The following is a 25,275-nucleotide window of genomic DNA, read 5'->3' as shown; positions in this document are numbered from 1 at the left end:
CGCACCCATGAGCCATTATGCGGTCGTGGCACCACCGCTTTACAGCCACGTCAAAGCCCTCGAGGCGCTCAGCGTCCGGCTGATAGAGCGCGGCCACCGGATTACCTTCGTTCATCAAGCGGACGCCCGGCCGCTGATTGGCGACGAACGCATCGGCTTCGCCGTGGTGGGCCGTGAAAGCCACCCGGAAGGGCGTATGGCGCAAACGCTCTCGCGGCTCGCAAACCCCGGAGGCGTTGGCCTTTTTGCCATGATCCGCGACCTGGCCGCTACCACGGACATGCTTTGCCGCGAGCTTCCCGCCGCGCTCGAACGCCTTGGCGTGGACGGCGTGATGGCCGACCAGATGGAGCCGGCAGGCGCCATCGTGGCCGAAGGGCTCGGGCTCCCCTTCGTCTCGATCGCCTGCGCGCTGCCGGTCAACCGCGAGGCGCATCTGCCGCTTCCCGTCATGCCCTTTCGTTTTGCCGAGACCGATCAGGCCCGCAGCATGTACGCCACAAGCGAGCGTATCTACGACCGGCTGATGGGCCGCCACGCAAGGGTAGTGGCGCGCCACGCCCAGGCGTTTGGCTTGACACCGCGCCACGCGCTCCACGAGTGTTTGTCGCCGCTTGCCCAAATCAGCCAAACGCCGCTGGCTTTCGACTTCCCGCGTCATCGACTGCCCCAGACCTTTCACGCCGTCGGGCCGCTGCGCCTGCCCTTTGGGCCTTCGACGAACCGGCGGCTGGAGACGCTGGATTTACCCGAGCGCTTCGTGTTTGCCTCGCTGGGCACGCTGCAGGGCCACCGCATCCAGCTTTTTAAAAAAATCGCCCGGGCCTGTAAGATGCAAAAGGCCCCGCTTTTGATCGCCCACTGCGGCAAGCTAAGCGCCGCGCAAGAAGCAGCGCTTGGCGCGGCGGGCGCCACGGCGGTGGTCGATTTCGTCGACCAGGGCGCCGCCCTTGCACGCGCTGAGGCGGTGATCACCCACGGCGGGCTCAATACCGTGGTGGATGCCATCGAGCACGCCACCCCGATCCTTGCGGTGCCGCTGGCGTTCGACCAGCCCGGTGTGGCGGCGCGGGTGCTCTACCACGGCCTGGGCGAGCGCGCGTTCAGCGTCTCGCGCCCGGCCACCTTTGCCCAAAAGCTCGCGGCGCTGAAGACGGACCCGGCGTACAAAACGCACCTTGGCCGACTCCAGGCGCCGCTACGCGCCGCGGGCGGGGCCGAGCGAGGCGCCGCCATCACCGAGCAGGCGCTGTCCACCGGGCAGCCGGTTTTCGCGGAGACGCCCCATGCAGCAGTATGACCTCATTCTCATCGGCGCGGGCCTGGCCAACGCCCTGATCGCCTGGCGCCTGACCCAGCGCCAGCCAGGCCTTAAGCTGCTGGTCATCGAAGCGGGGGATACCCCCGGGGGCAACCATACCTGGTCGTTTCACGCGGGGGATCTCTCGAGTGAGCAGCACGCCTGGCTTGCGCCCCTGGTGACGTACCGCTGGCCCAATTACGAAGTGCGCTTTCCCGCCTTCGAGCGCACCCTCGAAAGCGGCTACCTGAGCATTACCTCCGAGCACTTTGCCCAGGTAGTGACCGACGCCCTGGGCGAAAGGCTCTTAACCGGCACCAACGTCGCAAGCCTGACCCCGCAAAGCGTAACGCTGGAAGACGCCACCGTGCTCGAGGCCCTAGCGGTGATCGATGGCCGCGGCCAGGCCAAAAGTGCGCACCTGAGCGTCGGCTTTCAGTCCTTCGTGGGCCAGCAGTGGCGCCTTTCAAAGCCCCACGGCCTGGCGCGCCCGCGCATGATGGATGCCGCGGTGGATCAGGGCAGCGGCTACCGCTTCGTGTACAGCCTGCCGCTTTCCGACGACACGCTTTTGATCGAAGACACCCACTACGTGGATGATAAAGGCCTCGACGCCCCCCGCGCCCGGGAGAACATCGCCCGCTACGCCAAGGCCCAGGGCTGGGCGCTCGAGACGCTGGAGCGCGAAGAGCTCGGTCATTTACCGATTACGCTCGACGGCGATATCGATGCGTTCTGGAAAGCGCTCGACGGCCAGCCCGTCAGCGGTTTGCGGGCCGGGCTTTTTCACGCCACCACCGGCTATTCGCTGCCCCACGCGGTGGCGCTTGCCGACCTGATCGCCGCGCAGAAAGACCTGAGCGCCGAGGCGCTTTCAGGGCTAATCGAGCGCTACGCCAGAAGGCGCTGGCGCGAGCAGCGGTTTTTCCGCATGCTCAACCGTATGCTGTTTCTGGCCGGCCGGCCGGAGCGGCGCTGGCAGGTCATGCAGCGTTTTTACGGGCTCAATGGCGCCCTGATCGACCGGTTTTACGCGGGCACGACCACCCTTTTCGACAAGGCGCGCATCGTCTCCGGAAAGCCGCCGGTGCCCATTCGAGAGGCCATCCCGGCCGTGCTTAAACAAACTCCTCGGCTGCGAGCCTTCAAAGATGACTAAAACGATCGTAATTGGCGCGGGCTTTGGTGGCCTGGCGCTGGCCATCCGGCTGCAGGCGGCGGGCATTCCGACGCTGTTGCTCGAGCAACGCGACAAGCCCGGCGGGCGGGCCTACGTCTACGAGGACGAAGGGTTCGTGTTCGACGCCGGCCCCACGGTGATCACCGACCCCAGTGCCATCGAGGAGCTTTTTAAGCTTGCGGGGAAATCCATCGAGGCGTACGTCGAGCTTTTGCCGGTCACGCCCTTCTACCGGCTCTGCTGGGAGTCCGGCGAGGTCTTCAACTACGACAACGACCAGCAAAGCCTCGAGACCCAGATCGAACACTTCAACCCGGCGGATGTCGAGGGTTACCGGCGCTTTCTGACTTACTCCCAAGCGGTGTTCGACGAAGGCTACGTCAAACTCGGCACGGTGCCGTTTCTCCACTTTCGCGACATGCTGCGCGCCGCCCCTCAACTGGCAAAGCTCGAGGCCTGGAAGAGCGTCTACGCCAAGGTGTCGACCTTCATCGAGGACGAGCATCTGCGCCAGGCGTTTTCGTTTCACTCCTTGCTGGTCGGCGGCAACCCCTTCGCCACCTCGTCGATCTATACGCTGATCCACGCGCTGGAGCGCAAGTGGGGCGTGTGGTTTCCGCGCGGGGGCACCGGCGCTTTGGTGCAGGGCATGGCGAAGTTCTTCGAGGATCTGGGCGGTGAAATCGCGCTCAACGCGAAGGTCGAGCGCATCGAGGCGGACGGTAATCACATCAACGCCGTCAAACTTTCTGATGGCCGCGAGATACCCGCCCGCGCCGTGGCCTCCAACGCCGACGTAGTGCACACCTACGAAAAGCTATTGGGCCACCACCCGGTCGGCGCCTCCCGCGCTAAAAAACTCAAGCGCAAGCGCATGAGCAACTCGCTGTTCGTGCTCTATTTCGGGCTCGACCATAACCACACCCAGCTGGCCCACCACACGGTCTGCTTCGGGCCGCGCTACCGGGAGTTGATCGACGAAATTTTCTCAAGCGACGGCCTGGCCGAGGACTTCTCGCTCTACCTGCACGCGCCGTGTGTCACCGACCCCTCGCTTGCCCCCCAGGGCTCGGGTAGCTACTACGTGCTGGCCCCGGTGCCGCACCTGGGCACCGCCAATCTGGACTGGGACGAAGAAGGCCCGAAGCTTCGCGAGCGCATCTTCGATTATCTGGAAAAGCACTACATGCCCGGGCTCAAAAGCCAGCTGGTGACCCATCGCATGTTCACGCCGTTTGATTTTCGCGACACGCTCAGCGCCCATCAGGGCTCGGCGTTCTCGATCGAGCCGATTCTCACCCAGAGCGCCTGGTTTCGCCCGCATAATTTGGACAGCAAGATCGACAACCTGTACCTGGTCGGCGCGGGTACCCACCCGGGTGCGGGCATTCCCGGCGTAATCGGCTCGGCCAAGGCGACGGCAGGCTTGATGGTGGAGAGGCTATCACTAGAGAAACCAGGCAATGAGTGAAGCGCTTCTGGATCACGCCACCGTCACCATGGCGGCGGGCTCGAAAAGCTTTGCCAGCGCCTCCCGGCTGTTCGATCCGCAAACGCGCCGCAGTGCGCTGATGCTCTACGCCTGGTGTCGCCACTGCGATGACGTGATCGACGACCAGACCCTCGGGTTCAACAACCCGGCAAACCGAGCCCAGGATAGCGAAGCCGAAAAGGCCGCAAGTGAAGCGCGCCTGACCGAGCTCAAGGCGCAAACCGAGCGCTCCTTTGCAGGCTACCCCATGAGCGAGCCCGCCTTCGCTGCCTTTCAGGAGGTGGCGCTGGCCCACGAGATTCCGCCGCGCCAGGCCTTCGATCATCTGGAAGGCTACGCCATGGACGTGCGCGACGAGCGCTACGAGACCCTGGACGACACCCTGCGCTACTGTTATCACGTGGCCGGCGTGGTGGGCCTGATGATGGCGCGGGTGATGGGCGTGCGCGACGAAGCCGTGCTCGATCGCGCCTGCGATCTGGGCCTGGCGTTTCAGTTGACCAACATCGCCCGGGATATCGTCGAGGACGCCGAGGCCGGGCGCTGCTACGTGCCCGCCCAGTGGTTGCGCGATGAGGGCATGACCCAAGCGGATATTCTCGACCCGGCTTACCGGGAGGCGCTTGCCCGCGTGGCGACGCGACTGATTCAGGCCGCTGAGCCCTACTACGCTTCGGCGCGCATAGGCATCCAGGCGCTGCCGCTGCGCTCGGCCTGGGCGATTGCCACCGCGCTCGGGGTGTATCGTAAAATCGGCGTGAAGGTGACAAGCGCCGGGGCGGGCGCCTGGGACCGGCGCATGAGCACCGGCCGAGGCGAGAAAGCGTCGCTTTTGCTATGGGGCGGGACTAGCGCGCTTGGTTCTCGCGCTCGGAAGGCGTCGCCTGAGCGCCCTTTGAAGCTTTGGCAGCGCCCGCGCTAGCTTTTTGGCCGTGGCGGCGTTTCAGCGTTCGTTCGAGCTTGTCGACCGGCGGGGCATAAATGAAGCCGAAGGAGACGCAGTCGTGGCGCCCTTTCACCGCGTGGTGCAGCCGGTGCGCCTTGTAAAGGCGCTTTAGATAGCCGCGCCGCGGGATGAGACTAAACGGCCAGCGCTTGTGTACCAATCCATCGTGAAGCACGAAGTAAATCATGCCGTAGGCGGTCATGCCCGCGCCAATCCACTGTAGCGGCCAGGCCCCGGCGGTGCCGAAGGCGATGAGCGCGATGGCCAACGCCGCCGCGACCACCGCGTACAGGTCGTTGAGCTCGAACCAGCCCGTGCGCGGTTCGTGGTGAGAGCGGTGCCACCCCCACCCCCAGCCGTGCATGATGTACTTGTGCGAAAGCGTGGCCACCACTTCCATGGCGGCGATGGTCGCGAGCACGATCAAAACGTTGAGTAGCACGTACATCTTGTCTCCCGGGAGAATCGCCTTTTACGCCTGGCGGCGGCGGGCGAAAAACGCTTTCAACAGCTTTTTGGAGGCGCCGGCCAATACACCGGCATCAACATCGACCTGATGGTTGAACCAGGGCTGGGCGAGCAGGTTCGCCTTCGATTCCACCATGCCGGTGCGCGGCTCGGCGGCGGCGTAAACCAGCCGCGTGATGCGCGCGTGGACCATGGCACCAGCACACATCATACAAGGCTCTAATGTGACATACAGGGTACAGCCGTCAAGGCGATAATTTTCCAAAGTGCGGCCTGCCTCGCGCAGCGCGCGAATTTCGGCGTGCCCGCTGGGGTCATGGCTTGCCACCGGGTAATTGTGCGCCGCGCCGATGATGTCACCGTTTGGGCCGACCACCACCGCGCCGACGGGCACCTCCCCCGCCGCCGCCGCCCGATGCGCCTGGTCCAACGCCCGGTGCATGTAAAATTCGTCGCTGCGCATGAAGGCGAACTCCGTTAAGGTAACCCGCAAATTGTTTAAGCGGCTAAATGTCACAGGATACCGAGAATGAACGATGCGCTGAAGACGCTGATCAACTTGCTGGAGCTCGAAACTCTGGAGGAGACGCTGTTTCGCGGCCAGAGCCAGGATCTGGGCTTTCCCCAGCTTTACGGCGGGCAGGTACTCGGCCAGGCGCTGGCCGCCGCGTCCCGTACCGTCGACGAAGGCCGCCTGCCCCACTCCCAACACGGCTATTTTCTACGCCCCGGCGACCCGCACCGCCCAGTGGTCTACCAGGTGGACAACGTGCGTGACGGTGGCAGTTTCACCACTCGCCGCGTCACTGCCATTCAAAAGGGGCGGCCGATCTTTTTCTGCAGCGCCTCGTTTCAAGCCCCGGAGCCGGGCTTTAGCCACCAGATCAGCATGCCCGAGGTACCCGGCCCCGAGGCGCTGATCGAAGAGGGCAACGTCAAGCACGAGCGCTTTCCTGGCCACCCGATCGAGTTCGTCCACCTGGACCATAACCCTACCCCCGCCACCCCGGCCGGGCGCGGCATGTGGTTTCGCATCAACGGCGAGCTACCCGATGACCCGGCGCTCCACCGCCATCTTCTCTCCTACTCATCGGACTTCAACCTGTTGAGCACCGGATTGATCCCTCACGGCGTCGAATTCGGCGACCCGAAGCTGCGTATCGCAAGCCTAGATCACGCGCTCTGGCTGCACCAGGATACCCGTCTCAACGAGTGGCTTTTCTACTCGATCGACGCGCCCTGGTCCGGCGGCGCCCGCGGTCTGGCCCGCGGACATATTTTCAACCAGCGCGGCCAGCTGGTCGCCTCCACCGCCCAGGAAGGGCTGACGCGCTACCCGCAGGAGTAGTAGAAATAGCAGAGAACAAAAAAAGCCCTCGTTTGCGTAATGCAGATCAGTTAAGCCTGGCTATCACCTGTGGGACGGAGCTTTAGCTCGCGACGGGTGGCTTGGCCAGGGCGCCTGACGGCGCCATTCGCCGAATTGTCGGACCACCGCTGAAGCGGGCTCCCCAACAACGAAATCTTGCATCCATCCCTTGTAGGAGCAGGCTTCAGCCAGCGATGCAGCGCAACGCGCTGCTGGGGTTGGTGATGATGGCAACCAAAAGTGCCGTCGCCACCGAAGGGCGGCTATCGCCGCCATCGCCCAATGGAATTGGGCTCCTACAATGGAGTCGTGCCCCATCCCTCGTAAGAGCAGGCTTTAGCCAGCGACGCAGCGCAACGCGCTGCTACAATAGATTTACCGCTCGTTGTGGGTAGGCAAAAGCCTTAACTGATCGGCATTACTCGTTTGCGGGCTTTAAAAGTTTCAAGCAAGGTCTTCAGGATTAGGACTACCAAGGTCTCGAGTAACCCGTAGAGGGGGTCTTTCGCCAGGGCCGGAAATTGCTCCTGCATTTTCGGCATTCCCGCATCCCTGGCGGTCAGATGGCGAAAGTAGCCTACAGGGAAGTATTCATGGCGCCCCCGCGTAGGGTTGCTCGAGATCGTCCAGATTGATGCGCTCAGCCGCCGTAAACGTTGTTGATCGTTTTAAGCGGGTAGTGCGCCGGGTAGGGCTTGCGGGCCACCCCCGAGTCCACGGCGGCCTGGGCCACCGCGGAAGAGACACGCTCCAAAAGGCGCACATCGACCGGGGTGGGAATGATGTAGTCGCGACCAAAGCTCATTTCGGTGAGCTCGTAGGCATTCAACACCTCCTCCGGTACCGGCTCCCGGGCCAGGTCTTTCAGTGCGTGCACCGCGGCGATCTTCATCGCCTCGTTGATGCGCGTGGCGCGCACATCCAGAGCCCCGCGGAAAATGAACGGAAAGCCCAGCACGTTGTTGACCTGGTTGGGGAAGTCCGAGCGGCCGGTGGCCATGATCACGTCCGGGCGCGCCTCGCGGGCCACGTCCGGGTGAATCTCCGGGTCCGGGTTGGTGCAGGCGAAAATGATCGGGTCCGCGGCCATCTTCTTGACCTGGTCGGCGCTCAAAAGCCCCGGACCAGACAGGCCGATGAACACGTCAGCGCCATCGATGGCATCATCCAGGGTGCGCATATCGGTATCGCGGGCGAACTCTGCCTTGTACTCGTTGATGCCGTCGCGCTCGGTGTGAATCACCCCGCGCCGGTCGAGCATCACCAGGTTTTCCGCTTTGGCCCCGCAGGAGATCAGCAGGCGCATGCAAGCAATCGCCGCCGCCCCCGCGCCCATGCACACGATCTTGACGTCTTCGATACGCTTTTCGGCGATATCCAGGGCGTTGAGCATGCCCGCCGCGGTCACGATCGCCGTGCCGTGCTGGTCATCGTGGAACACCGGAATCGAGCAGCGCTCGATCAGCGCTTTTTCGATCTCGAAACACTCCGGCGCCTTGATATCCTCGAGGTTAATGCCGCCCCAGGTATTGGCGATGCGCGCGACGGTATCGATGAACGCTTGCGGGCTTTCGGCCTCGACCTCGATATCCACCGAGTTGATACCGGCAAAGCACTTGAACAGCACGCCCTTGCCTTCCATGACCGGCTTGCTGGCAAGCGGCCCCAGGTTGCCAAGGCCTAAAATGGCGCTGCCATCGGAGATCACCGCAACCAGATTGCCTTTACCTGTGTAACGGTAAGCGTTTTCGGCGTCGCGAGCGATCTCGCGCACCGGCTCCGCCACCCCCGGGCTATAGGCCAGCGACAGATCGCGGGCAGTCGCAGTGGACTTGGTTAACTCGACCGAAAGCTTTCCAGGAATGGGTTTGGCATGATAATCAAGCGCTGCCTGCCGATTAGCGTCTGTCATGATGGGATTCCGTCATTCTAAAGTAGATATGTAACTTTAGAGTATAGAAAAACCCCTGGCGCCTCAAGGCGCAGTCAACTTTAAAAACGAAACAGCTTTTTAGCCCCACATTGGCTCATGATCGGGCTTTTTTACAGCCATTTGCTGCAACTTATACTCAACCCTTTTAACCATAACGCTTTACTTATAGATGCAGCGCAGCAATTCTGGAAATTAATTTCATTTTATCGCTCCCATAAAAAAACCCACGCGTGAGCGTGGGCTTTTTAGCGCCCAGCACATATGTGCCGGTAAACGGGCATTTAGCCGCGTTTGACGGCAGCGCCGAAACGCTTGTTGAAGCGCTCTACGCGGCCACCGGTGGTCGCTTGCTTCTGCTTGCCCGTATAGAACGGGTGGCAGTTGGAGCACACATCCAAAGAGAAGTCCTGACCAGAGGTAGAACCCACCTGGAAGGCGTTGCCACAAGAACACGTCGCGGTGACCGTGTTGTAATTCGGGTGAATACCTTGTTTCATCGTGAACCTCGCACGCTTATGCCGCCACCTGATCCGTTGCCAGGCACCGCATATGGGGTTGAAATAACTGCTAACCGGATCGCCGCATCACGCGTAAACCGAGTTGGTAAAACGTGTAGCGGGCGCATATTCTAGCAACTTTTTAAGCCGGAGGCCAATTGCCCGAACCCTTTTCTTCTGCCCCCACTTCCCAGGCGCCCAAGGCCCCCGGCGCGCTTGCCGTGGCGCTGCCCTCCCCGCTCAGGCAGCTTTTCGATTATTTGCCAGCGCGCCAAACGCCGGCCGGCGGCTGGGTGCCCGGTCTTCGCGTGCGCGTGCCCTTTGGCCGACGCGACGTGGTGGGCGTGGTCATTCAGGCGATAGAGCAAAGCGCGTACCCAAGAGAGAAGCTAAAGCCGATTTCCGAGGTACTCGACGATGCGCCGCTACCCGCGGACTGGCTGTGGCTTTGCCACTTTACCGCGCGCTACTACCAGCACGGCCTTGGCGACACCATGCAACTGGCCATGCCGGCCAGGCTCCGTCAGGGCTACCCAATGGCCGGGCGCACCTACACCCAGTGGCAGGCAGCGGGCGAGTCAGATCCCCCAACGCTTAAAAACGCCCCTAAACAGGCCGCGCTCTACGCGCTTTTGCGCCAGCACGCCCAGGGCCTGCCCACCCAGGCGATCAGCGCCCACGGCTACGCCAAAGAGCAGCTAAACGCGCTGGAGCGCAAAGGGCTGGTAAGCTCCCGGGAAATCGCCCGTCAGGCCGGGGCCGGCGCCCCCCAGGGGCTTCTGGCAAGCCCGGCACTACCGCTCAACCGCGAGCAGGCCGTGGCCCTTTCCGCGCTGCACGAAAACCTGGCAGGCTATCACCCCTGCCTGCTCGAAGGCGTGACCGGCAGCGGCAAGACCGAGATCTACCTTCAACTGATCGAGGCGATAGCGGCGAAGGGCAAGCAGTCGCTGGTGCTGGTACCGGAGATCGGCCTGACGCCGCAAACGCTTGCGCGCTTTAAAAGCCGTTTCAAGGTGGCGGTGGTGGCGCTTCACTCCGGGCTCAACGACGCCGAGCGTATGGATGCCTGGGAGGCCGCCGCCGATGGCCGCGCGCTGATCGTAATCGGCACCCGCTCGGCGATTTTCACGCCGCTTGCCAAACCCGGCGCGATCATCGTCGACGAAGAGCACGACGGCTCCTACAAGCAGCACGACGGGCTTCGCTACCACGCCCGGGACCTGGCCGTGGCCCGCGCCCACCACCACCAGATACCGCTTTTGCTGGGCAGCGCCACGCCGTCGCTCGAGAGCCTTCAACAGGCACTCACCGGACACTACCGCCACCTGCGTCTGACCAAGCGACCCAGCCGCCACCCGCCGGCCAAGCTCGAGCTTTGTGATCTTCGCCACCAGCGCCGCCAGGGCGGGCTTCTGCCCGGTGCGATCAAGTCGATCAAATCGACCCTCGAGGCGGGCAAGCAGGTGCTGATTTTCATCAACCGGCGCGGCTTCGCGCCCCGGCTTGCCTGCCACGCCTGCGGCTGGATGGCGGATTGCCAGCAGTGCGATGCGCGCATGACGCTGCACCGCCAGCCGCCGCTTCTGGCCTGCCACCACTGCGACAGCCGCCGGGCACTGCCGGATGCCTGCCCGGATTGCGGCAGCGGCGACCTGCGCGCGCTGGGTTCCGGCACCGAGCGCACCGAAGAGACCCTGCAGGGGCTTTTCCCGGACACCACGGTGTACCGGATCGATCGTGACAGCACCCGGCGCAAGGACAGCTTCGACCAGGTCCTCAAAGAGGTTCATCGCGGCGAGCCGTGTATTCTGGTCGGCACCCAGATGCTCGCCAAGGGGCACCACCTGCCCCACGTCACCCTGGTGGTGGTGATCAACGCCGATGGCGGGCTCTACAGCGCCGACTTCCGGGCGCTCGAGCATAGCGCCCAGCTTCTCGAGCAGGTCGCGGGCCGGGCCGGGCGCGCCGCACACCCAGGCCGGGTGCTGGTGCAAACCCTGCACCCGGACGACCCGCACCTGGGCCAACTGGCCGAACACGGCTACGGGGCGCTGGCGCGCAATTTGCTCGAGGAGCGAAGGCTTGCCAAGCTGCCGCCCTTTGGTTTCATGGCGCTTTTGCGCCTGGAGAGCCCTAAAGAGCAGGCCGCCCTGGCGCTGGCCCAGCAAGCGGCCCAGGCGCTGCGCCAGTGGTTGAAGGAATCCGGCGTGCAGGCGAACTGCCTGGGCCCGGTGCCCGCGCCCATGGAGCGCCGTCAAAATCGCTACCACATTCACGTGCTACTGGCCGCGAACAAGCGCAGCCAGCGCCACGCAGCGGCCAACTACCTGGTACAGTGGCTGGACGCCCATCGCGAGGCGCGCGGCGTACGCTGGTCGATCGATATCGACCCGCAAACGCTTTCGTAAGCGCCCACTTTTCAAGCATGGCGTCCCTCAAACGCAATACGGCTTTGAAACTGGGCGCCAATTGCCGATAATGGTCGCTTTTACTTTTTTGCCTGTTCACGTTTTAACGTCAAGCAACCGTTTCACGACGCACACGCCGCCACCAAAATCCCGGATATTCAAATGAAAGAGACGATCACTTCTTTGCTCCAGGGCGCGATCGACGCGCTTAAGCACCAAGGCGTGCTGCCCGAGGATCTTGCCCCGACCATCAAGATCGACCCGACGAAAGACAAGGCCCACGGCGACTACGCCACCAACCTGGCGCTGATGCTGGCCAAGCCCGCGGGCATGAAGCCGCGCGATCTAGCCGAGAAACTGGTCCAGGCGCTGCCCGAAAGCGAGGCCATTGCCAAAACCGAGATCGCCGGCCCCGGTTTCATCAACTTCTTTGCCGCCGCCGATGCCGCCGCGCAAATCATCGCCCAGGTGCTGGACGCAGGCGACGCCTTCGGGCGAAGCCTTTTGGGCAAGGGTGAAAAGGTCCAGGTCGAGTTCGTCTCGGCCAACCCGACCGGCCCTTTGCACGTAGGCCACGGCCGGGGTGCTGCGATCGGCGACTGCCTGTGCCGGCTTTTAGAAGCCACCGGGTATGACGTGACCCGCGAGTTCTACTACAACGACGCCGGCGCTCAGATTCAGAACCTGGCGCTTTCCGTGCAGGCGCGCGCCAAGGGGCTGGGGCCGGACGACGGAAGTTGGCCCGCCGACGGCTACCGCGGCGACTACATTTTTGATGTCGCCAAGGATTATTTGGCGGGCAAGACCGTCAGCGCCGACGACCGCGAAGTCACCGGCCAGGCCGACCCGGAGGATCTCGCCGCCATTCAGGCATTTGCCGTGGCCTGGCTTCGCCGGGAGCAGGATCTCGATCTCAAGGCGTACGGCGTCGAGTTCGACATCTACTTTTTGGAGTCTTCGCTCTACGAAAAGGGCAACGTCGAGGCCACCGTCGAGCGACTGATCGCCAACGGCCACACCTATGAAGACGACGGCGCGATGTGGCTGCGCACCACCGACTTCGGTGACGACAAGGACCGCGTCATGCGTAAGCGCGATGGCGGCTACACCTACTTCTTGCCGGACGTAGCGTATCACTACAACAAGTGGCAGCGCGGCTTCAAAACCGTGATCAACGAGCAAGGCGCAGACCACCACTCCACCGTGACCCGAGTGCGCGCAGGCCTGCAGGCGCTGGAGCTGGGTATTCCCAAGGGCTACCCGGATTACGTGCTGCACCAGATGGTGTTGGTGACTCGAAGCGGTGTGGAGGTAAAACTCTCCAAGCGCGCGGGCAGCTACGTGACGCTTCGCGATTTGATCGACGAAGTGGGGCGCGACGCCACGCGCTTTTTCCTCGCCGCGCGTCGCGCGGACTCCCAGCTCACCTTCGATATCGACCTGGCCCGCTCCCAGTCCAACGACAACCCGGTCTACTACATTCAGTACGCCCACGCCCGGGTATGCAGCATGCTGCGTAAGGCACAAAACGAAGACAAGGCGTTCAACTACGACCAGGCGCTTACGCACCTGGCGAAGCTCGATAGCGACCAGGAAAAGGCCGTACTGAACCGGTTGGCGCGCTACCCGGAAGTAGTCGAACAGGCGGCGCGGGCACGCGAGCCCCAGCAGGTTTCCCAGTACCTTTTGGACCTGGCCGGCGATTTCCACACCTGCTACAACGCGGTCAAAGTCATGGTCGACGACGACGCGCTTAGAAACGCCCGGTTGGCCCTTGGCCTTGCCACCCGCCAGGTGCTGCGTAACGGACTCGATCTAATGGGGGTTAGCGCCCCAGAGGAGATGTAAATGGCAAGACCGCGCAAACGGCCTACCCGCCGCGGAGCGACCAGCCAGCGTAAGGCGTCCAAAACCGAAGGCTCGGGGTTTAGGCTACCGGGCTGGCTTTGGGCGCTTCTCGGTATCGTGGCGGGCTTCTTTCTGGCCCAGCACCAGCAAGGCACCGCGCCCTGGCAGGCTCAGGAAGACACCCCCCAGGCCACGGTGCTGCCCAAGCCCTCGGGAAGCGAGGAGCGAAGCGCGGCGCGCCAAACCGAGGGCGAGGCCGAGCCCTCCATGCCGACCTTCGAGTTCTACACCCTGCTGCCGGAAACCGAGGTGATTGCGCCAGGCGTGACGCTGCCCTCGACGGTCAATCGCCCGGAGGCGCCGGACCCCGGCGAGGCAAGCAGCACGGATAGCGACCAGGGGGGCGATCAGATCGCCCAGATCATCGCCGCCAACACCCGCCCCCAGGAGCAGGCCAGCACCGACGCCGCGCCATCGACGCCGGCGACGAGCGCATCGCCCAACCGCTACATGCTCCAGGCGGCCTCCTTCAAGGAGCTCGGTGACGCCGAGCAGCTGCGCTCAAAGCTTCGCAATCTTAGCCTTCTGGCCCAGATTACCGAGGTCCAGGCAAGCGGCGACGTGTGGCATCGCGTCCAGGTAGGGCCCTACGAGGATACCCGGGAGCTCAGCCGCGCCCAGGACCTGATGGCGACCCAGGGGATCGAGCCACTTTTGATTCAGTTGCAAAACTAGCGCCGCTGCCCAGTACGTGTGAATCGGTACGCGTACACATAATCCCCGGCAGAACCTGACGCGGGCGGTTGATTTTTTATCAGCCGCCCGCATTTTGTTGTGAATCACTCGGGTTCTAACGTGCTTTAGTTGCGGCCGCCACGCGGCCGGTAAGTTATCGGGAGCCTTTGCTCTCTTAAGGAGTCATCTCCATGACCACGATCGTATCCGTACGCCGCGGAAATCATGTCGCCCTGGCGGGCGATGGCCAGGTATCACTTGGCAACACCGTTATGAAAGGCAATGCCAGCAAGGTGCGCCGCCTCTATCGGGGCAAGGTGCTCGCGGGCTTCGCCGGCGGCACGGCCGACGCATTTACCCTCTTTGAGCGCTTCGAAGCGCAGCTCGAAAAATACCAGGGCCACCTGACCAAGGCCGCCGTCGAGCTTGCCAAGGACTGGCGCACCGACCGGGCGCTTCGCCGGCTAGAGGCGCTTTTGGCCGTGGCCGATCACAGCGCTTCATTGATCATTACCGGTAACGGTGACGTCGTCGAGCCCGAGCGCGGCATCATCGCCATCGGCTCCGGCGGTAACTTCGCCCAAGCCAGCGCCCGCGCGCTTTTGGAAAACACCGAGCTCGGCGCCCGGGAGATCACCGAGAAATCGCTGCAAATCGCCGGTGACATCTGCGTGTTTACCAACCATCACATCACGCTCGAAGAGCTTGATTCCAACGAACGCTGAGGCACCCCATGACCCAGATGACACCCCGCGAAATCGTTCACGCGCTCGACCAGTACATCATCGGGCAGCAGGATGCCAAACGCGCCGTGGCCATTGCCCTGCGCAACCGCTGGCGGCGCATGCAGCTCGATACCGACCTGCGCCCGGAAGTCACGCCGAAAAACATCCTGATGATCGGCCCCACCGGCGTGGGTAAAACCGAAATCGCCCGGCGACTTGCCAAACTGGCCCGCGCACCGTTCATCAAGGTCGAAGCGACCAAATTCACCGAAGTCGGTTATGTGGGCCGCGACGTCGAGTCGATCATTCGCGATTTGATGGAAGCTGCGATCAAGATGGTGCGCGAGCACGCCAAGGAAGAGGTTGGCCATCGCGCCGAAGACGCCGCGGAAGATCGCGTACTCGACGCGCTGCTGCCGCCACCCCGGGGTCAGGAAGACAAGCCGCGCGACGACAACGCCACGCGCCAGTCTTTCCGCAAGAAGCTTCGCGAAGGCCAGCTCGACGATAAAGAGGTCGACATCGAAGTCTCCGCCCAGGGCCAGGGCGTCGATATCATGACCCCGCCAGGCATGGAGGAGATGACCAACCAGCTGCAGAGCATGTTCTCCAACATGGGCCAGCAAAAGCGCGAACAGCGCCGAGTCACCGTCAAGGAAGCGCTGGTACTGCTGCGCGACGAAGAGGCCGGCAAGCTCGTCAACGAAGAAGAGATCAAGGCGCGGGCGGTCGAGTCCGTCGAGCAGCACGGCATCGTCTTTCTCGACGAGATCGATAAAGTCGCCAAGGGCAGCGGCCAGTCAAGCGGCGGCGAAGTCTCCCGGGAAGGCGTGCAGCGCGATTTGCTCCCGCTGATCGAAGGCTCCACCGTCTCGACCAAGTACGGCATGGTCAAGACCGACCATATCCTGTTCATCGCCTCCGGCGCGTTCCATCTGTCGCGGCCTTCCGATCTGATTCCGGAGCTTCAAGGCCGCTTGCCGATTCGCGTCGAGCTCGATGCGCTGACGCCGAACGACTTTAAGCGCATCCTGACCGAGCCTTCGGCCTCACTCACTCGGCAATATCAAGCGCTGCTGGCCACCGAAGGGCTCGACGTCGAGTTCACCGAGGATGGTATCGCGCGCATCGCCGAGATCTCCTGGCAGGTCAACGAAGGCACCGAGAACATCGGCGCGCGTCGTCTGCACACCGTGATGGAGCGCCTGCTGGAAGAGGCCTCGTTCAGGGGCGGCGATATGGATAGCCCCCTGGTGGTCGATGCCGACTACGTCAACGCCCAGCTTGGCGAACTTGCCGTCGACGAAGACCTGTCGCGCTATATCTTGTAAGCGGCTGCGTTGAAGCGCTGGCCCAGGCCGCGCGGTAACATGCTTTTCAGGCGGGCCACCACACCCGCCTGTTTGCTACTTCAAAGGGAGATTGCCAATGGATAGCCCGATTCCCACCCACGTTCACTACCATAAGAAAAACCGCCTGCTGGAGCTGACCTACCCAGGCGATCTGCACTACCGCGTGCCGATCGAGCTTCTGCGCGTTTACTCGCCCTCCGCGGAGGTGCGCGGCCATAGCGCCGACAGCGCGGTGCTGCAAACCGGTAAGCGCGACGTGGGCTTGATGGATATCAGCCAGGTCGGCAACTACGCGCTCAAACTTCACTTCGACGACGGCCACGACAGCGGCCTGTATAGCTACAACTACCTTTACGAGATCGCCACCCACCAGGACGCCTATTGGGCCGAGTATCTACAGCAGTTGAGCGATGCGGGGGCCTCCCGCGAGCCGGCGAGCATTCAGTTCAAGGAACTATAGGGGTGACACCGGCCGATTTGGAAAGCCCGGCCGCTTCGAAAAGCGCGTCGAGACCTGGCTTTGAAGCGGCAGGCGCAGACAAAACGACAGAGAGAAGGCTACAATACAGCCAACCTATCAAGCGATGACAGACGCGTCATCGATGTCCGCCTCGAACTCGGGAGCCCGTCGCCTCATGAGCCCCACGGAAAAGCGCACCACCCATTTTGGCTACCAGGAAGTACCGCTCGACGAGAAAGCCTCGCGCGTGGCGGATGTCTTTCACTCGGTCGCCGCGCGTTACGACGTGATGAACGACCTGATGTCCTTCGGCATTCACCGGGTATGGAAACGCCTCACCATCGAGCGAGCAGGCGTGCGCCCTGGCCACAAGGTGCTCGATATCGCCGGTGGCACCGGTGATCTGACGCTCAAGTTTTCGCGTATGGTGGGTCCCCGCGGCAAGGTCGTGTTGGCGGATATCAACGCCTCGATGCTTAACGTCGGCCGCGACAAGCTCATCGACAACGGTGTCGGCGGCAACGTCGAATACGTTCAGGCCAACGCCGAAACGCTGCCCTTCCCCGACAACCACTTCGACTGCATCACCATCGCTTTCGGGCTTCGCAACGTCACCGATAAGGACGCCGCACTGCGCTCCATGGCCCGCGTGCTCAAACCCGGCGGGCGCCTTTTGGTGCTGGAGTTCTCCAAGCCCGATAACGCGCTTTTGAGCAAGGCCTACGACGAATACTCGTTCCGCTTTTTGCCGCGCATCGGTGAGCTGGTGGCCAAGGACGGCGAGAGCTATCGCTACCTGGCGGAGTCGATCCGCATGCACCCGGACCAGAAAACCCTCAAGGCCATGATGGAAGACGCGGGGCTTGAGCGGGTGGAGTACACCAACCTGACCGGTGGGATCGTCGCGCTACATCGCGGCATCAAGCTATGACCCTCAATACCGCGAAATGCCACGCTATAAAGCAACGTGCTCTGATTCGACGAGCACTCGTTCAAAGAACGCTGAGGTGAGCATGCGATTGACCCCGCCCCTGTTACTGGCCGGATGTGAACGCACGCTAAACGCTCTGCTCGCCCGCGACCCGGCAGCCCCTGGCCGTCTCGAGGCGCTGGCGGGCAGCCGTTTGCTGATCAGGCTCGAAAAACCGCACCTGACGCTTTTGCTTGCCTACCACGCCACCGGGGTCGACCTGCTGCCCGGCGACGATGTGCTCGAGGCAAGCGTCGATGCCACCGTCGAGCTGACCCCGGAAACCTTCTCCGAGTGGCTGAGCGGCGCCTCGATCGAGCGATTGATGTTCGACGGCAAGCTCGCCGTACGCGGGCGTTTGGGGCTTTTGGAAGCGACCCGGGATCTGTTTTTCGACCTGGATCTCGACTGGGAAGGTGAGCTTGCCACCTGGATCGGCGCCGCCCCCGCCCACTCATTTGCCGAAGGCATTCGCCGGCTGAGCCGCTTCGGGCTACGCGCCCGGGACGAGCTTTTGCAGGATCTTTCCGAGTACGTGTTCGAAGAAGCCCGGATGCTGCCCGGGCGCCATCAGCGCGATGTGCTGCGCGACGCGCTCACCGAGCTCGACATGGCCACCGACCGCCTGGAGGCGCGCCTTGATCGCCTTACACGGCGCCTGAACGCGAGCATCGTTCAGGAGCCCTGCTCATGAGCCTACGGCTTTTCAAAATCCTCTGGGTCATCGCGCGCCACCGCCTGGATACGCTGGTGCCCAAGGAGCGCTTATCGCTTTGGCTGCGCGTTTTGATGTGGTTTTTGCCGCTACGTCTGGTGCCGGTCGGCAAGCGCTCCCGGGGCGAGCGCTTGCGCCTGGCGCTGGAATCTTTGGGGCCGATTTTCATCAAGTTCGGCCAGATGCTCTCGACCCGGCGCGATCTACTGCCCGACGATATCTCTAACGAGCTCAGAAGGCTTCAAGACCAGGTGCCGCCCTTCCCCGGTGATTTAGCCGTGGCCCGGGTGGAAAAAGAGCTCGAGATGTCGCTCGTCGAGGCGTTCGCCGAATTCGACCGCGCCCCGCTTGCTTCGGCGTCCATTGCCCAGGTTCACGCCGCCACGCTTCACACCGGCGAAGAGGTGGTAGTCAAGATCATCCGCCCAAGCATCGATGCGGTGATGCGCCAGGACATGGCGCTGATGTATCAGGTGGCAAAGCTTGTGGCGCGGGTGCCCGAGGCCAAGCGCCTGCGTCCGGTCGAGGTGATCCGCGACTACGAATCGACCCTGTTCGACGAGCTCGACCTTTATAAGGAGGCCGCCAACACCTCCCAGCTCAAGCGTAACTTCAAGGACTCAGCGCTTCTATTCGTCCCCACCATCTACTGGCCCTTCACCCGGCGCAACGTCATGGTGCAGGAGCGCATTCGCGGCGTGCCGGTGGCGGATATGGACACGCTGATCAAAAACGGCGTCAATCTTAGAAAGCTCGCCGAGCGCGGCGTCGAGCTCTTCTTCACCCAGGTGTTTCGCGATAACTTCTTTCACGCCGACATGCACCCGGGCAATATTTTCGTCAACTGCGACAATCCGGAAGACCCGCAGTACATCGCCATCGACTGCGGGATCGTAGGAAGCCTCACCCGGGAAGACCAGGATTATCTCGCGCGCAACCTGCTGGCGTTTTTCCATCAGGATTATTACGAGGTAGCAGCGCTTCATATCGAGTCCGGCTGGGTCGGCGAGAATACCCGGGCCAACGAGTTCGCCGCCGCCATTCGTACCGTGTGCGAGCCGATTTTAGAAAAACCGCTCAAGGATATCTCCTTTGGCCAAGTGCTTTTGGGGCTTTTCCAGACCGCCCGGCGCTTCAACATGGAAGTCCAGCCGCAGCTGGTGCTTTTGCAGAAAACGCTTTTGAACATCGAGGGCCTGGGCCGCCAGCTCTACCCGGAGCTCGATCTTTGGAGCACCGCCAAGCCCTATTTAGAGCAGTGGATGAAAGAGCGCGCCGGGATCGGCGGGCTTTGGGAGTCGCTCAAACGCCAGGCGCCGGAGCTTTCCCACCAGTTGCCGGAGCTTCCCGTGCTCGCCCACCAGGCGCTTAGCCGCATGGAGCAGGAGCACCGCCAGCGCCACCTTCAAGCCAGCGCCATTACTCAACTGGATGCCAAATTCACCCAGCAGAAAAAGCGCCACCACCGCCTGCGTATTGGCGTGGCGCTTCTCGCCATTGCGCTTGCCTGGCAGCCCTTGGGCGAATGGGCGCTGGCCCAACCCTGGCAGGTGCTGGCCGCCGCCGGTGCAGGGCTTTTACTGCTTTTATGGCAGTAAGCCAGGCGCGCCAGGCTACACTTGAATCATACCCAATCGATGCGAACGCAGCGCCCGCAGGATCTTTAATCAACGCCCAAGGATTTCGATGAGCACCGCCAACACCACGCCCGTTCTGGACCAGCTAGCAAAGGTGCTGGAGCAGCGACGCCACGCCGCCCCGGAGCACTCTTATGTCGCCGCCTTGCACGGCAAGGGGCTCAACAAGATACTCGAAAAAGTAGGCGAGGAAGCCTTCGAGACCGTGCTGGCCGCCAAGGACGTCGAGACTGGCGGTGACGAAGAGCGCCAAGCGGTTATCGCTGAAACCGCCGATCTGTGGTTTCATACGCTGGTGATGCTCTCGCACCTCGAGCTCGACCATCAGCGCGTGCTCGACGAGCTCGCACGGCGCTTCGGGGTCTCCGGCCACGATGAAAAAGCGTCCCGATAGCGCTTAATCAGCGCTCTTTTCCCGCGTTTTACGCCCCGGCTTAATGAGGAAACGACTATGTTAGGTGGCATCAGTATCTGGCAGCTCTTGATTGTACTGGGCATTATCATTTTGATTTTTGGAACCAAAAAACTGCGCAACGTCGGCACCGACCTGGGCGGCGCGGTCAAGGGTTTTAAAAGCGCCATGAGCGAGGAAGAGAAAGAAAAATCCGCCGAGCGCGACGAAGCCGCCAAGGTGGCTCACGAAGAGCCGGGCAACACCTATGACGTTCAGGCCGAAGAGAAGCGCAAGGCCGAGGCCGAGAAGCGCTCTGAGGAGCGTCCCTAAGCCATGCTGGATATCGGCTTTCTCGAGCTCATGCTCATTGGCATCGTGGCCCTTTTGGTACTCGGCCCCGAGCGCCTGCCGAAGGCGGCGCGCACCACCGGTATGTGGATCGGCAAGATCAAGCGAACGGTATCCGGTATGCAGCGCGAAATCAGCGCGCAGCTCGAGGCCGAAGAGCTTCGCCAGAAGATCAGCGATCAGCAGAAAAAACTCGATAGCAGCCTGAAGCAGGCCAAGCGCGACGTCGAAAGCATCGCGAGTACCCCAGGGGCGCCGTCTTCTTCCGGCGCCCCAGGAAATGATACGGACAAGCGCGTTGCCAAGGCCGCCGCGCGCCTGGACGATGCGCTGGAGGAAGTCCACGAGAGCCCCGAGCCCTCCTCCCAGGCGAGTGCCGATGAGTCCGCGCGTCCCGAATCCGATGAGCTGAAAAAGGATAGCAACCCGTCATGAGTAAGCCGGGCGATTCAAACCAGCCGCGCGAGGATCTAAGCCAGGCACCGCTAATCGAACACCTGATCGAGCTGCGCTCGCGGCTGGTCAAGGCGGTGGCGGTGGTGCTGGTGATGTTCCTGGCGCTTTACGCCTTTGCCAACGATATCTACAGCTTCGTCGCCGACCCCTTGATCGCGCTGCTCCCAGCCGGTTCCCAGATGATCGCCACCGAGGTGGCCTCGCCGTTCCTGGCGCCTTTCAAGCTAACGCTCGTGGTCGCGGTCTTTCTGGCGATTCCGTTCGTGCTACACCAGGCCTGGGCGTTCGTGGCGCCAGGGCTTTACGACAACGAAAAGGCGCTGGCGATCCCCATTCTGGTGTCGAGCATTGCGCTTTTTTATGCCGGGGCAGCATTTGCCTACTACGTCGTGTTTCCGCTGCTGTTCGAGTTCTTTACCCAGACCGGGCCAAGGGACGTGGCCGTCATGACTGACATCAACCAGTACCTGAACTTCGTACTGAAGCTCTTTTTCGCCTTTGGCGTGGCTTTCGAGATTCCCATTGCGACGTTTTTGCTGATTCTCTCCGGCGCCACGACGGTTCAGAGCCTTTCGCAAAAGCGCCCTTACATTTTGCTGGGCTGCTTCGTTATCGGCATGGTGCTCACGCCGCCGGACATCATCTCGCAAAGCCTGTTGGCCATTCCCATGTACCTGCTTTACGAGGTGGGCTTGCTGTTTGGCCGGCTGGTGCGCAAACGCCAGCTCAAGGCCGAAGAGGGTAGCGAGAGCGAATAAACCTTTTCTTGTAAGCCTAAAAAAACCTCTGCACCCGTGCAGAGGTTTTTTGTTGGTTACTCGAGCATTTCGACGGTCCCAAAGGACGCTATTACTTGGCCTGATCCATCATTTCGTTGATACGTTCGACCAGCTTGAAAATGCCGGTGGCGGCTTCGCTGATGCGGCTCGCCTGCATGTAGGCGGGAGTGGTCACCACCTGATGCTCCAAATCGACGACGATATCATCGACGTCGCAGCTTTTGTGCAGCCCGCCCATGGCGCTGATCGCTCCGGCAACGCTTGGATCGCGCCCGATGGTGACCGAAATACCGTCGCCCCAAAGCCTGGAAACCAGCACCGGGGCGATGCACATAAGGCCGATCGGCTTGGCGTCCTCCTTGAACGCGCCAAGCGCCGTTTTCAGGCTCTCGAGCACGGCCATGGCGTCGCCCTGTTCGGCAAAGTCGGAAAGGTTTTTAGCCACGCCGAAACCGCCAGGCACGATCACCGCGTCGAAGTCATCGGCGTCGAGCTCGGTAATGGGCTGGATCTCGCCGCGCATCAGCCGCGCCGATTCCTCCAGGACGTTGCGCGTCTCGCTTTCTTCCGCCTTTTGGGTCAGGTGGTTGACGACGTGGTGCTGATCGATATCCGGTGCAAAGGCGCGGTACGCGATACCCAGCTGATCGAGACGCAACAGTGTCAGCGTGGTTTCATAAATCTCCGAGCCATCATAAGCGCCGCAGCCGGCCAGTATCACTGCTACTTTTTTGCTCATGCCCTAACTCCCCTGGTTGTTTTCGTAGTCTCGACAGCGAGCGACATAGTAAAGCCGACACTCTAGTCACTCTTCATCGGCTCCACAAGACGGCTTTCGCCTTAGAGTACGGCGCGGGTATTCGCGGCTGCCAAGCACCCGCTGAGTCCTGAGCAAAACTAGAGCGCTTGAACGCCGACAGTATTAATTTAAATTAACTCAAAACCAGGACGACATCGAACTGTCATCTTTATCCTGCAAAATCGAGCCCAACACACTAAGATCCAGGTAGGCGCTTACAACGCGTGATGCCCAATCTGCGGGAGATGTATGGAGATGCAAACGTCGGACTCTACGCCGCTTCAAAGTATTGAAGCATCCAGCGGTGAAGGCGAGAGCTTGCCCCTTCGGATCAACCGTACCCCGACCGGCGTTCAAGCCAAAGGTGGAGACGGGCAAACCGACCTGGACGACCCGGAGCTCTATTTCAACCGCGAACTTTCGCACCTGCAGTTCAACATTCGCGTGTTGGAACAAGCGCTGGACGATGCCCACCCGCTATTGAACCGGCTGATGTTTTTGCTGATTTTCTCCTCCAACATGGACGAGTTTTTCGAGATTCGCGTGGCCGGACTCAAACACCAGATTGCGCTGAACGACAACGCCACCTCCGCCGACGGCCGCTTGCCAAGGGCAGTGCTGAGCGAAATATCCGACACCGCCCACCGCCAGATTCGCCGCCAGTATCAGATCCTCAACAACACCTTACTGCCCGCGCTCGAAGCTCAGGGGCTACGCTTTCGCCGCCGCGACCAATGGAACGAGGCGCAGCAAGCCTGGGTGAGGGCGTATTTCGATCGTGAAATCATGCCGGTGATCAGTCCGATCGGCCTCGACCCCTCGCATCCGTTTCCCCGGCTAGTGAACAAGAGCCTCAACTTTATCGTCGCCCTCGAAGGCAAGGATGCGTTCGGCCGGGCCGGCGGCATGGCGATTCTGCCCGCCCCGCGCTCGCTGCCCAGACTGATCGCGCTGCCCAAGAAGCTCTGCACCGAAGGCTTCTCCGAGTACGTATTCCTCTCCTCGATGATTCACGCCCACGCCGAAGAGCTTTTTCCCGGCATGCGCGTGCTCGGCTGCTACCAGTTCCGGCTGACCCGCAACGCGGATTTGAGCGTCGACCCGGAAGAGGTGTCGGATTTGGCCTCGGCGCTGCGCGGCGAGCTTCTGGCACGGCGCTACGGCAGCGGCGTTCGCCTGGAGGTGGCCGACAACTGCCCCGACGACTTGACCAATTTTCTGCTGCGCCAGTTCGATCTAACGCCCGACGATCTCTACCGGGTGGAAGGGCCGGTCAACCTGACCCGCATGATGGCCGTGCTCGACGATGTCGACCGCCCGGAGCTAATGTACCGCCCCTTCATCCCAAGCGTACCCAAGGCGCTCAAGGAAGGGAGTTTGTTCAGCGCGATCAGCCAGCAGGATATTCTGCTGCACCACCCCTTCCAGGCGTTTTCGCCCATCGAGGATTGGCTACGCGAGGCGGCGCGGGACCCGGACGTACTGGCAATCAAGCAGACGCTTTACCGCACCGGTGCGGACTCGTCGATCGTCAGCGCCCTGGTGGACGCGGCAAGCCAGGGCAAGGAAGTCACCGTCGTGATCGAGCTGCGCGCGCGTTTCGATGAGGCCGATAACCTGCAGCTCGCCTCGCGCCTGCAGGAGGCCGGCGCCATCGTGATCTACGGCATCATGGCCTATAAAACTCACGCCAAGATGATCCATATCGTGCGCCGCGAGAAGGGCGAGCTCAAACACTACGCCCACCTGGGCACTGGCAACTATCACGCCAAAACCGCCAAACTCTATACCGACTACAGCCTTTTGACCGCCAATCAGGCGCTGTGCGCCGACGTACACCGGGTGTTTCAGCAGCTCTCCGGCATGGGGCAGACGCGCAAGATCGATACCCTTCTCCACGCCCCCTTTACACTACATCAACGTTTGATCGAAATGATCGACCGCGAAGCGCAGTTTGCCACCAAGGGCAAGCGCGGCCATATCATCATCAAGTGCAACTCGCTCACCGAACCCAAATTGATCAAGGCGCTCTACCGCGCCTCCCAGGCGGGCGTGGAGTGCGACTTGATCATTCGTGGCATGTGCTGTTTGAAGCCTGGCGTCAAGGGTGTCTCGGAGAACATTCGCGTGCGCTCTATCATCGGACGCTTTCTGGAGCATACCCGGGTCTTCTACTTTCACAACAACGACAAGCCCGAAACCTGGTGCTCGAGCGCCGATTTCATGCCGCGCAACATGTTCCACCGGGTGGAAACCTGCTTTCTCCTCAAGGACAAAAAGCTCGCTAACCGGGTACGCAAGGACATGGAAACCTACCTGGTGGATAACTGCCAGAGCTGGCTTTTGGAAAGCGACGGCGGCTACCGCCTCCAGGGCCAGGGCACCAGTGACGCCATCAGCGCCCAGGAAACGCTGTTGTACGCCTACGCCTCGAAAAGCTAGCCTTCGCCCTCTCCTTCGA

24 protein-coding genes are annotated in these 25,275 nt (G+C 62.1%); 19 read left to right on the top strand and 5 right to left on the bottom strand.

Going from position 1 to position 25,275, the window contains the following annotated elements:
* The first annotated feature begins 7 nt into the window (after nucleotides 1-7).
* The 4 genes from ACWHRL_RS02950 to crtB are packed head-to-tail and all read left to right on the top strand — an operon-like array spanning nucleotide 8 to nucleotide 4,894.
* Nucleotides 8-1,300, top strand: a complete 1,293-nt coding sequence (locus tag ACWHRL_RS02950; protein ID WP_447895164.1) for a glycosyltransferase — start codon at nucleotides 8-10, stop codon at nucleotides 1,298-1,300.
* Nucleotides 1,287-2,459, top strand: coding sequence for a lycopene beta-cyclase CrtY (gene crtY, locus ACWHRL_RS02945; protein ID WP_447895163.1), 1,173 nt, complete (start codon nucleotides 1,287-1,289; stop codon nucleotides 2,457-2,459). Before ACWHRL_RS02950 ends, crtY begins: the two co-directional genes overlap by 14 nt.
* Nucleotides 2,452-3,951, top strand: coding sequence for a phytoene desaturase (locus ACWHRL_RS02940; RefSeq protein WP_447895162.1), 1,500 nt, complete (start codon nucleotides 2,452-2,454; stop codon nucleotides 3,949-3,951). The genes crtY and ACWHRL_RS02940 overlap by 8 nt, the downstream gene beginning before the upstream one ends.
* Entirely contained in the window at nucleotides 3,944-4,894 is a 951-nt protein-coding gene (gene crtB, locus ACWHRL_RS02935) for a 15-cis-phytoene synthase CrtB (protein WP_447895161.1), read from the top strand. The genes ACWHRL_RS02940 and crtB overlap by 8 nt, the downstream gene beginning before the upstream one ends.
* Here the strand turns inward: crtB and ACWHRL_RS02930 are convergent.
* Nucleotides 4,821-5,366 carry a sterol desaturase family protein gene (locus ACWHRL_RS02930; protein WP_447527788.1) on the bottom strand — a complete coding sequence of 182 codons (546 nt, stop codon included), beginning with the start codon at nucleotides 5,364-5,366 and terminating at the stop codon, nucleotides 4,821-4,823. The two genes, crtB and ACWHRL_RS02930, sit on opposite strands and share 74 nt — an antisense overlap.
* Before the next feature lie 24 nt (nucleotides 5,367-5,390).
* Entirely contained in the window at nucleotides 5,391-5,849 is a 459-nt protein-coding gene (gene tadA, locus ACWHRL_RS02925) for a tRNA adenosine(34) deaminase TadA (RefSeq protein WP_447527787.1), read from the bottom strand.
* Between the two features lie 66 nt (nucleotides 5,850-5,915).
* Here tadA and ACWHRL_RS02920 point away from each other — a divergent pair, with 66 nt between their 5' ends.
* Nucleotides 5,916-6,734 carry an acyl-CoA thioesterase gene (locus ACWHRL_RS02920; protein WP_447527786.1) on the top strand — a complete coding sequence of 273 codons (819 nt, stop codon included), beginning with the start codon at nucleotides 5,916-5,918 and terminating at the stop codon, nucleotides 6,732-6,734.
* 661 nt (nucleotides 6,735-7,395) lie between these two features.
* On the opposite strand, the gene ACWHRL_RS02915 is transcribed toward ACWHRL_RS02920, so the two are convergent.
* Complete coding sequence (locus ACWHRL_RS02915; RefSeq protein ID WP_447895160.1) at nucleotides 7,396-8,667, bottom strand: malic enzyme-like NAD(P)-binding protein; 1,272 nt, start codon at nucleotides 8,665-8,667, stop codon at nucleotides 7,396-7,398.
* A 302-nt stretch (nucleotides 8,668-8,969) separates the two neighbouring features.
* Nucleotides 8,970-9,185 carry a 50S ribosomal protein L31 gene (rpmE, locus tag ACWHRL_RS02910; protein ID WP_447527784.1) on the bottom strand — a complete coding sequence of 72 codons (216 nt, stop codon included), beginning with the start codon at nucleotides 9,183-9,185 and terminating at the stop codon, nucleotides 8,970-8,972.
* A gap of 158 nt (nucleotides 9,186-9,343) precedes the next feature.
* Here rpmE and ACWHRL_RS02905 point away from each other — a divergent pair, with 158 nt between their 5' ends.
* The 13 genes from ACWHRL_RS02905 to tatC all read left to right on the top strand — a co-directional run bounded on the left by ACWHRL_RS02905 (nucleotide 9,344) and on the right by tatC (nucleotide 21,994).
* Nucleotides 9,344-11,596 carry a primosomal protein N' gene (locus ACWHRL_RS02905; RefSeq protein WP_447895158.1) on the top strand — a complete coding sequence of 751 codons (2,253 nt, stop codon included), beginning with the start codon at nucleotides 9,344-9,346 and terminating at the stop codon, nucleotides 11,594-11,596.
* Between the two features lie 162 nt (nucleotides 11,597-11,758).
* On the top strand, nucleotides 11,759-13,444 hold the full coding sequence (gene argS, locus ACWHRL_RS02900) for an arginine--tRNA ligase (protein WP_447895157.1): 1,686 nt from the start codon (nucleotides 11,759-11,761) through the stop codon (nucleotides 13,442-13,444).
* Nucleotides 13,445-14,179, top strand: coding sequence for an SPOR domain-containing protein (locus ACWHRL_RS02895; protein WP_447895156.1), 735 nt, complete (start codon nucleotides 13,445-13,447; stop codon nucleotides 14,177-14,179).
* A 191-nt stretch (nucleotides 14,180-14,370) separates the two neighbouring features.
* A complete protein-coding gene (gene hslV, locus ACWHRL_RS02890) occupies nucleotides 14,371-14,904 on the top strand; it encodes an ATP-dependent protease subunit HslV (protein WP_447527780.1) in 534 nt (177 codons plus the stop codon).
* 8 nt (nucleotides 14,905-14,912) lie between these two features.
* Nucleotides 14,913-16,235, top strand: coding sequence for an ATP-dependent protease ATPase subunit HslU (gene hslU / locus ACWHRL_RS02885; protein WP_447895155.1), 1,323 nt, complete (start codon nucleotides 14,913-14,915; stop codon nucleotides 16,233-16,235).
* Nucleotides 16,236-16,332: 97 nt separating this feature from the next.
* Nucleotides 16,333-16,716, top strand: a complete 384-nt coding sequence (locus tag ACWHRL_RS02880) for a gamma-butyrobetaine hydroxylase-like domain-containing protein (RefSeq protein WP_447895154.1) — start codon at nucleotides 16,333-16,335, stop codon at nucleotides 16,714-16,716.
* A 175-nt stretch (nucleotides 16,717-16,891) separates the two neighbouring features.
* A complete protein-coding gene (ubiE, locus tag ACWHRL_RS02875) occupies nucleotides 16,892-17,647 on the top strand; it encodes a bifunctional demethylmenaquinone methyltransferase/2-methoxy-6-polyprenyl-1,4-benzoquinol methylase UbiE (RefSeq protein ID WP_447527777.1) in 756 nt (251 codons plus the stop codon).
* 82 nt (nucleotides 17,648-17,729) lie between these two features.
* Nucleotides 17,730-18,380 carry a ubiquinone biosynthesis accessory factor UbiJ gene (locus tag ACWHRL_RS02870; RefSeq protein ID WP_447895153.1) on the top strand — a complete coding sequence of 217 codons (651 nt, stop codon included), beginning with the start codon at nucleotides 17,730-17,732 and terminating at the stop codon, nucleotides 18,378-18,380.
* Entirely contained in the window at nucleotides 18,377-19,999 is a 1,623-nt protein-coding gene (ubiB, locus tag ACWHRL_RS02865; protein WP_447895152.1) for a ubiquinone biosynthesis regulatory protein kinase UbiB, read from the top strand. Before ACWHRL_RS02870 ends, ubiB begins: the two co-directional genes overlap by 4 nt.
* A gap of 88 nt (nucleotides 20,000-20,087) precedes the next feature.
* The gene (locus ACWHRL_RS02860) at nucleotides 20,088-20,432 is read left to right on the top strand and encodes a phosphoribosyl-ATP diphosphatase (protein WP_447895151.1); all 345 of its coding nucleotides are present in this window, start codon (nucleotides 20,088-20,090) and stop codon (nucleotides 20,430-20,432) included.
* A gap of 57 nt (nucleotides 20,433-20,489) precedes the next feature.
* Nucleotides 20,490-20,762, top strand: coding sequence for a Sec-independent protein translocase subunit TatA (gene tatA / locus ACWHRL_RS02855; protein ID WP_447527774.1), 273 nt, complete (start codon nucleotides 20,490-20,492; stop codon nucleotides 20,760-20,762).
* 3 nt (nucleotides 20,763-20,765) lie between these two features.
* Nucleotides 20,766-21,215 (top strand): Sec-independent protein translocase protein TatB, encoded by a 450-nt coding sequence (tatB, locus tag ACWHRL_RS02850; protein WP_447895150.1) that lies wholly within the window; start codon nucleotides 20,766-20,768, stop codon nucleotides 21,213-21,215.
* Complete coding sequence (tatC, locus tag ACWHRL_RS02845; RefSeq protein ID WP_447895149.1) at nucleotides 21,212-21,994, top strand: twin-arginine translocase subunit TatC; 783 nt, start codon at nucleotides 21,212-21,214, stop codon at nucleotides 21,992-21,994. Before tatB ends, tatC begins: the two co-directional genes overlap by 4 nt.
* Nucleotides 21,995-22,085: 91 nt before the next feature.
* Here the strand turns inward: tatC and elbB are convergent, their stop codons facing one another.
* The gene (gene elbB / locus ACWHRL_RS02840; RefSeq protein WP_447895148.1) at nucleotides 22,086-22,754 is read right to left on the bottom strand and encodes an isoprenoid biosynthesis glyoxalase ElbB; all 669 of its coding nucleotides are present in this window, start codon (nucleotides 22,752-22,754) and stop codon (nucleotides 22,086-22,088) included.
* Between the two features lie 309 nt (nucleotides 22,755-23,063).
* Here elbB and ppk1 point away from each other — a divergent pair, with 309 nt between their 5' ends.
* Entirely contained in the window at nucleotides 23,064-25,256 is a 2,193-nt protein-coding gene (gene ppk1 / locus ACWHRL_RS02835; protein WP_447895147.1) for a polyphosphate kinase 1, read from the top strand.
* Nucleotides 25,257-25,275: the final 19 nt, after the last annotated feature.

It is taken from the genome of Vreelandella sp. GE22 (assembly GCF_968212445.1).
This window is presented reverse-complemented; position numbering and strand designations above follow the sequence as displayed.

Coding starts and splice junctions, on each gene's coding strand:
- ppk1 (WP_447895147.1), top strand. CDS start 23,064: ATGGAGATGCAAACGTCGGACTCTACGCCGCTTCAAAGTATTGAAGCA.
- ACWHRL_RS02915 (WP_447895160.1), bottom strand. CDS start 8,667: ATGACAGACGCTAATCGGCAGGCAGCGCTTGATTATCATGCCAAACCC.
- tatA (WP_447527774.1), top strand. CDS start 20,490: ATGTTAGGTGGCATCAGTATCTGGCAGCTCTTGATTGTACTGGGCATT.
- ACWHRL_RS02940 (WP_447895162.1), top strand. CDS start 2,452: ATGACTAAAACGATCGTAATTGGCGCGGGCTTTGGTGGCCTGGCGCTG.
- ACWHRL_RS02950 (WP_447895164.1), top strand. CDS start 8: ATGAGCCATTATGCGGTCGTGGCACCACCGCTTTACAGCCACGTCAAA.
- ACWHRL_RS02920 (WP_447527786.1), top strand. CDS start 5,916: ATGAACGATGCGCTGAAGACGCTGATCAACTTGCTGGAGCTCGAAACT.
- hslV (WP_447527780.1), top strand. CDS start 14,371: ATGACCACGATCGTATCCGTACGCCGCGGAAATCATGTCGCCCTGGCG.
- tatB (WP_447895150.1), top strand. CDS start 20,766: ATGCTGGATATCGGCTTTCTCGAGCTCATGCTCATTGGCATCGTGGCC.
- ACWHRL_RS02930 (WP_447527788.1), bottom strand. CDS start 5,366: ATGTACGTGCTACTCAACGTTTTGATCGTGCTCGCGACCATCGCCGCC.
- crtB (WP_447895161.1), top strand. CDS start 3,944: ATGAGTGAAGCGCTTCTGGATCACGCCACCGTCACCATGGCGGCGGGC.
- rpmE (WP_447527784.1), bottom strand. CDS start 9,185: ATGAAACAAGGTATTCACCCGAATTACAACACGGTCACCGCGACGTGT.
- ubiE (WP_447527777.1), top strand. CDS start 16,892: ATGAGCCCCACGGAAAAGCGCACCACCCATTTTGGCTACCAGGAAGTA.
- ACWHRL_RS02895 (WP_447895156.1), top strand. CDS start 13,445: ATGGCAAGACCGCGCAAACGGCCTACCCGCCGCGGAGCGACCAGCCAG.
- ACWHRL_RS02880 (WP_447895154.1), top strand. CDS start 16,333: ATGGATAGCCCGATTCCCACCCACGTTCACTACCATAAGAAAAACCGC.
- tadA (WP_447527787.1), bottom strand. CDS start 5,849: ATGCGCAGCGACGAATTTTACATGCACCGGGCGTTGGACCAGGCGCAT.
- ACWHRL_RS02870 (WP_447895153.1), top strand. CDS start 17,730: ATGCGATTGACCCCGCCCCTGTTACTGGCCGGATGTGAACGCACGCTA.
- hslU (WP_447895155.1), top strand. CDS start 14,913: ATGACCCAGATGACACCCCGCGAAATCGTTCACGCGCTCGACCAGTAC.
- tatC (WP_447895149.1), top strand. CDS start 21,212: ATGAGTAAGCCGGGCGATTCAAACCAGCCGCGCGAGGATCTAAGCCAG.
- argS (WP_447895157.1), top strand. CDS start 11,759: ATGAAAGAGACGATCACTTCTTTGCTCCAGGGCGCGATCGACGCGCTT.
- ubiB (WP_447895152.1), top strand. CDS start 18,377: ATGAGCCTACGGCTTTTCAAAATCCTCTGGGTCATCGCGCGCCACCGC.
- crtY (WP_447895163.1), top strand. CDS start 1,287: ATGCAGCAGTATGACCTCATTCTCATCGGCGCGGGCCTGGCCAACGCC.
- elbB (WP_447895148.1), bottom strand. CDS start 22,754: ATGAGCAAAAAAGTAGCAGTGATACTGGCCGGCTGCGGCGCTTATGAT.
- ACWHRL_RS02860 (WP_447895151.1), top strand. CDS start 20,088: ATGAGCACCGCCAACACCACGCCCGTTCTGGACCAGCTAGCAAAGGTG.